Source organism: Streptomyces sp. NPDC043870 (genome assembly GCF_056435785.1).
This window is the reverse complement of the sequence record NZ_JBWKDT010000013.1, coordinates 184003-191339: the sequence shown is the minus strand read 5'-3', so window position 1 is coordinate 191339 and position 7337 is coordinate 184003. Positions and strand designations below refer to the sequence as shown.

Below are 7337 nucleotides of genomic sequence, written 5' to 3'. Positions count from 1 at the left end.
CCCGGTGTCCGCGACGGCGCGGTGGTGGTGGCCGAGCGGGCCGATGGGCAGAGCAAGCACCTGGTGGCCTTCTACACCGCCCCAAAGCCCCTCGATACCGGTGCTCTGCTCAAACAGCTGGGCGCCTCGCTGCCCGCCTACATGGTGCCCTCCGCCTTCCACTGGCAGCAGGCCCTGCCACTGACCCCCAACAGCAAGACCGACAAAAAGGCACTGACGGTGCTCGCGGACCTTGCCGAACTCGACGCCGCCGCCGACACCCCCGCAGACGATGCGCCCGTCACCCCGGCCGAAAAGCGCCTGGCCGCAGCCTGGGCAACCGTCCTCGGTATCCCCGAGGAGCGGATCGGACGCAGCGACCACTTCTTCGACCGCGGCGGCACGTCCCTGTCCGCGGTGAAACTCGCCATCGCCCTCGACCGCCAGGTCTCCCTCAAGGACGTCACCCGCCACCCCCACCTCGCCGACCTCGCCGCCCTCCTCGACGGCAGCGGCCCGGAGCGCTCCCACCAGGCAGCTTCGACCGGGCTGCTCGAACCGCTGTCGGAGCCGGACGGCGACCGGGCCGCTGCCCTGATCTGCTTCCCGTACGCCGGCGGCAACGCGGTGAACTTCCGGCCGATGGCCAGGGCGCTCGCGCCCGACGGGCCTGCCGTGTACGCCGTCGAGCTGCCCGGTCACGACATGGCCGCCGGGGCCGCCGAGTGCGAGCCGTTCGCGCCGATGGCGCAGGTGGTCGAGCAGGTGGTCGAGCAGGTCGTCGCCGAGATCACGGGCCGTGGCCCGACCGAGGTCCTGCTGTGGGGCCACTCCTCGGGCACCGCGTTCGCCGTGGAGACGGCCAGGAGACTGCAGGAGCGCGGGGTGCACGTCCAGCGGGTGTTCCTCGGCGCGCAGCTGCTCGGTGACGCCACCGACCGGCGGGCCGCCATCACCGAGCTGACCGGACGGAGCGACGCCGAGATCGCGGCGGGGCTGAGCACGGACCGCGGCTACACCGAGCTCGGTGAGCTGGACGCGCGGCACGCCGAGCATGTCGGCGCCGCGTACCGGCACGACTGCGTGTCCGCACACCGCTATTTCGCCGACGCCCTGGACGATCCGCCGGCGGTGAAACTGTCCGCGCCGGTCACCGTGGTCGTCGCCGCCGACGACCCGTACACGGCGGAGTTTCCACGCCGGCAGCACGACTGGCAGCTGCTGGCCGACCACGTCGACCTGTACGAACTCGCCGACGGCGGCCACTACTTCTTGCGTACCCGTCCGAACGAGGCAGCACAAGCCGTGCTGCGTACCGCCGAATTGCCGGCTTCCTCCTGAGCCGCGAACCGAAAGGAACAACGAGATGTCGTCCTCATCCCCGGCTTCACTGCTCGATGTGGACTCGCAACCAGGCAAACCCGCGATGCTGCGGGTCGAGGCCACCGGCGAGGCGACGAGCTGGGCGGCAGAGCAGCGGGACGCGCTGCGCGCCGTCGTCGCCGAGCACGGTTCGGTCCTGGTCCGCGGCCTCGGGCTGCGCGACGCGGCCGAGACCGGTGCCGTATTTCAGCGGCTGGCCACCGGTCTGATGGCCGAGAAGGAGGCGTTCGCGCCCCGCGAGACCTACTCCGACGGGGTGTACTCCTCGTCGAAGTGGCCCCAGAACCAGCCGATGTGCATGCACCACGAGCTGAGCTACACGCTCGAGTTCCCCGGTCTGATGATGTTCGCCTGCCTCAGCGCGCCCACCGAGGGCGGGGCGACCGCGGTGGCCGATGCGCCGACCGTGCTGGAGGCGCTGCCGTCCGAGCTGGTCGAGCGGTTCGAGCGGGAGGGCTGGCTGCTCACCCGCAGCTACAACGACGAGATCGGGGCGTCCTACGCCGAGGCGTTCGGCACCGAGGACCGTGGCGCCGTCGAGAGCTACTGCCGCGCCAATGGCATCGAGTTCGAGTGGCAGCCCGACGGGGGACTGCGGACCCGCCAGCGCCGCAGCGCCGTGGTGCGGCACCCGGTCTCCGGGCGGCGCTGCTGGTTCAACCAGGTCGCGTTCCTCAACGAGTGGACGATGGCTCCCGAGGTCCGCGAGTACCTGGTGGACGTCTACGGCGCCGACGGGCTGCCGTTCAACACCCGCTTCGGAGGCGGCGACCCGATCGGCGAGAGCGTCGTACAGCTGCTCAACGAGGTCTACGACGCCCACACCGCACGCGAGCCGTGGCAGGCCGGCGACCTGCTGCTGGTCGACAACGTGAGCACCGCGCACAGCAGGGAGCCCTACGAGGGACCGCGCGAGGTCCTCGTCGCGATGGCCGACGCGGTGCGCCTGGCCGACTGTTCGCCGACCGTCCAGGTGACTGTGGGGTGACCACCATGCGTTTCACGGCAATCGAGTCCGCAGCACAGTCCGCGTTGGAATCCGCACTGGAATCCGCGGCACTGGAATCCGCGGCACTGGAATCCGCGGCGTTGGAATCCACCGCACTGGAATCCACACCACTGGAATCCTCACTGGAGTCAGCAATGTCCGATCCGCTCACCGTGCCACCGTTCGCGGTGATCTCCGGTGCCCAGGTCCAGCAGGTGCTGCAAGGGCGCGAGAAACAGATCGTGGAACTGGTCGAGTCGACGTACCGGCTGCACGGCGCCGGTGCATCGGTCAACCCTCCGTCGTATTTCCTGCGTTTCCCCGACCGTGCGTCCTCCCGGATCATCGCGCTGCCGGCCTCGATCGGCGGGCAGGTGCGGGTGGACGGCCTCAAATGGATCTCCAGCTTCCCGCAGAACGTGGCGTCCGGTATCCCCAGGGCCTCGGCCGTGCTGATCCTCAACGACCACGACACCGGCTACCCGTTCGCCTGCCTGGAGAGCTCCATCATCAGCGCCACCAGGACGGCTGCTTCGGCGGCACTGGCGGCGGACTGGCTCAGCCGCAGCCGGCGTCGCCCGACGCGCGTCGGGTTCTTCGGGGCGGGCCTGATCGCCCGCTACATCCACACCTTCCTGGCCGGCACCGGCTGGTCGTTCGACGAGATCGGCGTCCACGACGTGTCCGCCGACAGCGCGGCCGGCTTCCGCTGCTATCTGGAGCAGTCGGGCACAGCCGGCCGGATCAGCGTGCACGACAGCGCCGAGGAGCTGATCCGCTTCAGCGACCTGGTGGTCTTCGCCACCGTCGCCGGCAAACCGCATGTCAGCGATCTGTCGTGGTTCGCGCACAATCCGCTGGTGCTGCACGTGTCGCTGCGCGACCTCGCACCGGAGATCGTGCTCGCCTCGGCCAACATCGTCGACGACATCGAGCACTGTCTGAAGGCCGACACCTCGCCCCATCTGGCCGAGCAGCTCACGGGAAACCGGAACTTCCTGCACGGCACGCTGGACGACGTGATCGCCGGGCGGGTGACACCTCCGGCGGACCGGCCACTGGTCTTCTCGCCCTTCGGCCTCGGAGTGCTCGACCTCGCGGTAGGCAAGTACGTCTACGACGAAGTTGCCCGGGCCGGAGAACTGCACGTCATCGAGGACTTCTTCCACGAACTGCGCCGGTACGGATGAGCGGCCGCGAGCACGGCCGGCCGAGCATTTCCGACCGACGGACAAGGAGGTTCACACAGGACTGATCCCAGGAGAGATCACCGGTCAAGTTGCCGCAGGTAAGCGCGCACGAAACCGCGGCCACTGACGCAGGGCTCGCCGTCCGGCCCGGTTGGACCCGAGGTCCCGCGCGAAAGAGCGGGAAATCCGCCAGCGACCAGATGGAGTTCCGAAGAGGCCCTGCAGCAGATGAGGAGGCCATCGTGCCAGTAATTTCCGTTCCCTACGCCTTCAATGAAGAGCAGCTCTACATCGACCTCCGGTCGATCTTCGGGCATTCGCTCTTCCTGAAGTGCGAGGGCTTCAACTTTGCCGGCTCGATCAAGCTGAAGGCCGCGATCGAGATGGTGGAGAGCGCCGAGCGGGACGGAGTCCTGACTCCGAACTCGATCCTGGTCGAGTCCTCGTCCGGAAACCTGGGCGTGGCGCTGAGCATGATCGCGGCGAGCAAGGGTTACCGGTTCCTGTGTGTGACGGACTCCCGCTGCAACCTGTCGACCAGGTTGATGATGGAGGCGTTGGGCAGCCAGGTGCACGTCATAGCCGGGCACGAGGCCAACGGCAGTTTCCTCGGCGCACGACTCGACTACATCCGCGCGCTGTGCGCCTCCGACGACCGGTACGTGTGGCTCAGTCAGTACACCAATCCGAGCAACTGGAGGGCCCACTACCGCAAGACCGCGCCGGAGATAGCCCGCCAGTTCCCGGGTCTGGACGTGCTGTTCGTCGGGGCCGGCACCACCGGCACCCTGATGGGCTGCGCGCGGTTCTTCCGCGAGTGGCACCGGCCGGTGCGGATCGTCGCCATGGACAGCGTCGGCTCGGTGAGCTTCGGCGGCGCGCCGGGCCGCCGGATGATTCCCGGCCTCGGCATGAGCATCCGTCCGCCGCTGCTCGACGAGTCCTACGTGGACGAGGTGGTACGCGTCGAGGAGGCGGACACCATCCGTGCCTGCCATCGTCTGGCCAGACGCGGTTTCGTGTTCGGCGGATCCACCGGCACGGTGGTCAGCGGCGCGATGCGCTGGCTGGACCAGCACGACGAGCGTGAACTCACCGCGGTGGCCATCGCTCCGGACCTCGGCGAGCGCTACCTCGACACCATCTACCAGACCAACTGGCTGAAGGATCTCTACGGCGAGGACGTACTCGACGCCGACGAGCTGACCGGTCCCCGGGGAACCTGACCCACGCCGCCGACTCGGCCACCGGGACCGGCGGCCGGGTCGGTGGACGTTCAGGGCCCCGTTGATCACGGAGCGGGCTCGCACGTGACGTCGGTCGTGGCGCACACGTCAGGAGGTCGGTACGGCACACCCCGCTCGGACCCTGAGAGATGATCGGGTGAGATCAGGTGTTCGATCGGTGGGAGCAGGCATGGACGTGGCGAAGAGCAGGGGTCGGGTCCTGTACGTGACCGACCTGGCCTATCAGGCGCGCGGGCGGCGGTACTGCGACGAGGACATCCAGCTGGCCTCGCGGCTGCGCGAGCACGTCCCGCTCGCCCTGTGCCATCCACGGGACGCCGAGACGCTCATGGGCGCGTTCGACCTGGTCGTCGTCCGCAACAGCGGGCCCGTCATGCACTACCAGGACGCGTACGACGCGTTCCGGGAGCGGGCGCTCGCGGAGGGCGTGCGGGTCTACAACCCGCTGACCGGCAAGGGAGACATGGCCGGCAAGGGTTATCTGCCGGCCCTGTCCGCGGCCGGGTACCCGGTGATCCCGACCGTCGACCGGGAGGCGGATCGCGGACGGCTGCCGGACACCGACGAGTACGTCGTCAAGCCCGTGCTCGGGGCGGATTCGGAGGGACTCGTCTTCGTGAGCCGGGACGAGCTGGCCGGGGTGGAGTTCGGCGAGATCCTCGTACAGCCGCGGGTGCGGTTCCGCTACGAGGTGTCGTTCTACTTCATCGACCGCGCCTTCCAGTACGCGCTCTACGCGCCCCGGCCCGAGCGCCGCTGGGAGCTGGAGCGGTACGAGGCGAGCGCGGCGGACCTGGACTTCGCGCGGGCCTTCGTCGAGTGGAACGGTCTGCAGTACGGGATCCAGCGGGTGGACGCGTGCCGGGACGAGGACGGGCGGCTGCTGCTGGTCGAGCTGGAGGATCTGAATCCGTATCTGTCGCTGGATCTGGTCGACACGGAGACCCGTGAAGGATTCGTGCAGACGTTCGTGACTCGGTGCGGTCAGCAATGGGCTGAGGTGGTATCGGCCCACGTGGGCAGGGGTGTTGGGGACGATGAAGACCCTTGATCGGATCTCCTGATGTGTGCAAAGGTTCGAACGCGCCCGCATCGGAGAGCACGGTGACCAACACCGAAGGGACGTCGGGGTCTTCATGCGCAAGTCCTTACCTGTGGAGGACGGCACCACCGAGCCACAAGCTCGCCCTCCTCGCAGATTCGCGGGAATGGGGCCGTTCACCCTCATATGGAGCGGCCAGGTCGTATCCCTGGTCGGCAACTCCGTACTCCGCTTCACCTTCATCATCGAGGCCTGGTCGACGAACGAACGGGCGACGGCGGTCACCGTCCTCTCCTTGTGCGCGCTCCTGCCGCAGGTGCTCTTCAGTCCCTTCGCCGGGGCGATCATCGACCGCTGCAGCAGACGGGCCGCGCTCCAACTGGCCGATCTGAGCGGCCTCGCCGTCGTCGGCGCGCTGACCGCGCTGCACTTCCTCGACGGCCTGCGGACCTGGGAGATCTATCCGGCCGTCGCCCTCCTCGGGGTGTCCGCGGCCTTCCAGTTCCCCGCCATGGCCGCGGCTGTGCCCCAACTCGTCAGAAGGGACCAGCTGCAGCGCGCCAACGGCATGCTGGCCAGCGCCAAGAGCACCGCCGAGGTCGGCGGACCGGCGCTCGGCGGAGTGCTGGTCGCCTTCTCCGGGCTCGGCTTCATCCTCTGGGCCGATCTGCTGAGCTTCGCCTTCGCGCTGGTCGCCATCCGTCTGGTGCGGCTGACCGCGGAGCGGCCGGAACCCGCGGCGCCGGGGAAGGCGCGGCCGAAACTGCGCCGCGAGGCGGTCGCCGGACTGCGCCATCTGTTCCGCTATCCCAGCCTGCGCGATCTGATCCTCAACTTCTGTGCCGTGAACCTCGTGATGGTGTTCGGCTTCGCCGCCGTCCAGCCGATGGTGCTGGCACGGACCGGCAACGACCCGGCCGCGCTGGCCGCCGTGAACACCGCCATCGGAATCGGCGGGGTCGCGGGCGGGCTGCTGATGGCGGCGTGGGGCGGGCCCAGGAACCGGGGCCGCGGAATGATGTTCGGGATCATCGGCATGTGCCTGTCGGCGCAGGTGGCGATGGCGGTGTCGGACACCGTGATCGGCTGGTGCGCGGCCATTCTCGTCGGAGCCCTGATCATGCCGCTGGTCAACGGCTCCATGCAGGCGATCGTGCAGACCAAGGTCGAGCAGGAGTGGCACGGGCGGGTCTTCGGCGCGGTGATGTTCCTGTCGCAGATCTCGGTGCCCGTGGCCACGGCCGTGTCCGGGCCGCTGGCCGACGCGGTCTTCGAACCGCAAGCGGCCGCCGGGACAGGGGTGTTCACGGTGCTCGGGCCGCTGGTGGGGGACGAACCGGGCAGCGGGATGGCCGGAATGCTGTTCCTGGCCGGTGTGTGCGGTATCGCCGTGGCGCTGTGGGGCCTGGCCCGGCGCACGATCCGGGACATCGACGTACTGCTCCCGGACCTGGATCCCAAGGCTCAGGGCCCGGCGTCGGGGGACGCCCGCTGAACAGCGAAGGTGT

At 69.0% G+C, this 7337-nt stretch carries 6 protein-coding genes; all 6 read left to right on the top strand.

What is annotated here, in order from left to right; genetic code table 11:
• Positions 1-1320, top strand: a 1320-nt coding sequence (locus AC0699_RS18965) for a thioesterase II family protein (protein ID WP_478661431.1), incomplete at its 5' end; no start/stop codon positions are given.
• Positions 1321-1345: 25 nt separating this feature from the next.
• A complete protein-coding gene (locus AC0699_RS18960) occupies positions 1346-2350 on the top strand; it encodes a TauD/TfdA family dioxygenase (RefSeq protein WP_478661428.1) in 1005 nt (334 codons plus the stop codon).
• A gap of 155 nt (positions 2351-2505) precedes the next feature.
• On the top strand, positions 2506-3540 hold the full coding sequence (gene sbnB, locus AC0699_RS18955; RefSeq protein ID WP_478661453.1) for a 2,3-diaminopropionate biosynthesis protein SbnB: 1035 nt from the start codon (positions 2506-2508) through the stop codon (positions 3538-3540).
• Between the two features lie 242 nt (positions 3541-3782).
• The gene (gene sbnA, locus AC0699_RS18950) at positions 3783-4766 is read left to right on the top strand and encodes a 2,3-diaminopropionate biosynthesis protein SbnA (protein WP_478661425.1); all 984 of its coding nucleotides are present in this window, start codon (positions 3783-3785) and stop codon (positions 4764-4766) included.
• Between the two features lie 190 nt (positions 4767-4956).
• A complete protein-coding gene (locus AC0699_RS18945) occupies positions 4957-5838 on the top strand; it encodes an ATP-grasp domain-containing protein (protein ID WP_478661422.1) in 882 nt (293 codons plus the stop codon).
• 157 nt (positions 5839-5995) lie between these two features.
• Entirely contained in the window at positions 5996-7324 is a 1329-nt protein-coding gene (locus AC0699_RS18940; protein ID WP_478661420.1) for an MFS transporter, read from the top strand.
• Positions 7325-7337 lie beyond the last annotated feature (13 nt).